Annotated in this window: 4 protein-coding genes and 1 pseudogene; all 5 read left to right on the top strand. The window is 65.8% G+C overall.

Annotated features, from left to right (window positions below; genetic code table 11):
- A pseudogene (locus ACTHJR_RS18140) lies at positions 1 to 194 on the top strand (malonyl CoA-acyl carrier protein transacylase); the annotation flags it as partial.
- Positions 195 to 250: 56 nt separating this feature from the next.
- Entirely contained in the window at positions 251 to 646 is a 396-nt protein-coding gene (locus ACTHJR_RS18135) for a GxxExxY protein (RefSeq protein ID WP_440524783.1), read from the top strand.
- Between the two features lie 35 nt (positions 647 to 681).
- A complete protein-coding gene (gene fabG, locus ACTHJR_RS18130; RefSeq protein ID WP_440524781.1) occupies positions 682 to 1422 on the top strand; it encodes a 3-oxoacyl-[acyl-carrier-protein] reductase in 741 nt (246 codons plus the stop codon).
- Entirely contained in the window at positions 1419 to 1934 is a 516-nt protein-coding gene (locus ACTHJR_RS18125; RefSeq protein ID WP_440524780.1) for a hypothetical protein, read from the top strand. The genes fabG and ACTHJR_RS18125 overlap by 4 nt, the downstream gene beginning before the upstream one ends.
- Before the next feature lie 96 nt (positions 1935 to 2030).
- Positions 2031 to 2234 (top strand): acyl carrier protein (locus ACTHJR_RS18120; protein WP_440524779.1); only part of this gene is annotated, 204 nt, incomplete at its 3' end.

Genomic DNA, 2234 nt, shown 5'->3' with positions numbered 1-2234 from the left:
TGCTGGTCGAACAGGTCACCGGCATGGTCCGCTGGCGCGAATCGGTGCTCAACATGGCCGACACCGGCGTCGAGCGCTTCGTCGAATTCGGCGGCAAGGTCCTCGCCCCGATGGTCAAGCGCATCGTCCCCGATGTGGATGCGTCGAGCGTGATCTCGATGGAGGATATCGAGGCGCTGGCTCAGTCTCTTTAAATTTCGCGCAGAGGCGCGGTCTTTTTGATTCACGCGAAGGCGCGGAGGCGCGAAGATTGCAGGACCTAGAGGCTCTGGCTTCCGCCGTCGTCGACGAAGCGCTGCGAATGCATCGGGAGCTGGGGCCGGGTCTGCTCGAAAGCGTGTACGAGATGATCCTTGCCGGTAAGCTCGCGCAACGCGGTATCGAGGTCGCTCGACAGGTACCGGTGGCGATCGACTATGATGGACTGCGTTTCGATGCCGCGTTCCGGATCGATTTGCTGGTCGGAGAGCAGCTGCTGGTTGAGATCAAGTCGGTTGAGCGCCTGAACGGCGCTCACGCCAAGCAATTGCTGACATATCTTCGATTGACCAAGCAGCCCTTGGGGCTGCTTATAAATTTCGGCGGCGAGACGCTCAAGGAAGGGCTCCGGCGGATCGCCAACAACTATAAACCCTTTGCGCCTTAGCGCCTTTGCGTGAATCAAAATAAGGAAACAAAAGAATGTTCGACCTCACAGGCATGACCGCTCTCGTCACGGGAGCGTCCGGGGGGATCGGGTCCGCCATCGCGCAGGCGCTGGCCGGGCAGGGGGCGCGGCTCGCGGTGTCGGGGTCGAATGCCGAGAAGCTCGAAGCCTTCCGCGCCTCGCTCGGCGGCGATCATGTAGCGCTGCAATGCGACCTGTCCGACGGCGCCGCGGTCGACGCGCTGGTGCCGCAGGCGGTCGAGGCGCTCGGCGGCAAGCTCGACATCCTGGTCAACAATGCCGGCGTCACGCGCGACAATCTCGCGATGCGGATGAAGGACGAGGAATGGGAGCAGGTGATCAAGGTCAACCTCGAGGCCGCCTTCCGCCTGATCCGCGCCGCCGCCAAGCCGATGATGAAGGCGCGCTACGGCCGCATCATCTCGATCACGTCGGTCGTTGGGGCAACAGGCAACCCCGGCCAGGCCAATTACGCCGCGTCCAAGGCCGGCCTCGTCGGCATGTCCAAGGCGCTGGCGCAGGAACTCGCCAGCCGCAACATCACGGTCAATTGTGTCGCGCCCGGTTTCATCCGCTCGGCGATGACCGACGTATTGCCCGAGGCACAGAAGACCGCGTTGCTCGGCCGCATTCCGGCCGGCGATCTCGGCAGCGGCGAGGATATCGGCGCGGCGGTGGTCTATCTCGCGTCGAAGGAAGCGGGCTACGTCACCGGACAGACGCTCCACGTCAATGGCGGGATGGCGATGCTGTGAAGGCGCTCCTGATCGCCGCAGCCCTGGTCGCGCCCGGCACCGCCTGGGCCGCGTCGGGCGATATCGGCTGCATCGAGGCCAGGCTCGGCGCGACCGCGATGCAGCGGATCGGCGACGGCGTCGTCGCCGCTGCGGACAAGGGCGGCAATCCGGCGAGCGCGCTCGACACCGACCGCGAAGCGCTGATCGCGGCGCGTGCCGCCTGCCGCACGGCGGGGAATTGGTCGCCGTCCGCGATCCAGGCTGCGGTTTCCTACACACCGGCCCGCGCCACCAGGCTGGGCGCGGAAACGGCGCTCAGGAACGACGGGCTCGACCCGGCCAGGCTCGCCGCCGCTTATGCTGCGCTGCCGACCGAGGATCGCAAGAGCCTGATCGAAAAGGCTTCTTCGGGCGCGATCGCCGCGGTGACGAATGCGGCCGGCCAGCCGCGCGCCCGCCGCCACGTGCTGCTCTACTTCTCCGCGCTCGCGGCAATCGAGTTCTATCCGGCCGAGTTCGCCGCCGCCTGATCGTCGCCCCCCTTGCGCGGGCACCCCTCGCGTTCTACGTGCGTTCGGGAAACTCCCCGGGGGCGGACTCCGGAAACAATAGAGGGAAGCTGACGAATGAGCGATACTGCCGACCGGGTGAAGAAGATCGTGGTCGAGCACCTGGGCGTCGAGGCGAGCTCGGTGACGCCCGAGGCGAGCTTCATCGACGATCTCGGTGCCGACAGCCTCGACATCGTCGAGCTGGTGATGGCCTTCGAGGAAGAGTTCGGGGTCGAGATCCCGGACGATGCCGCCGAGAAGATCACGACCGTCAACGAC

It is taken from the genome of Sphingomonas sp., assembly GCF_051962185.1.
In the GTDB taxonomy this organism is placed as follows: Bacteria; Pseudomonadota; Alphaproteobacteria; order Sphingomonadales; family Sphingomonadaceae; genus Sphingomonas.
Note: the sequence above shows the minus strand (reverse complement) of the source record. Positions and strands in the feature narration are given on the sequence as shown.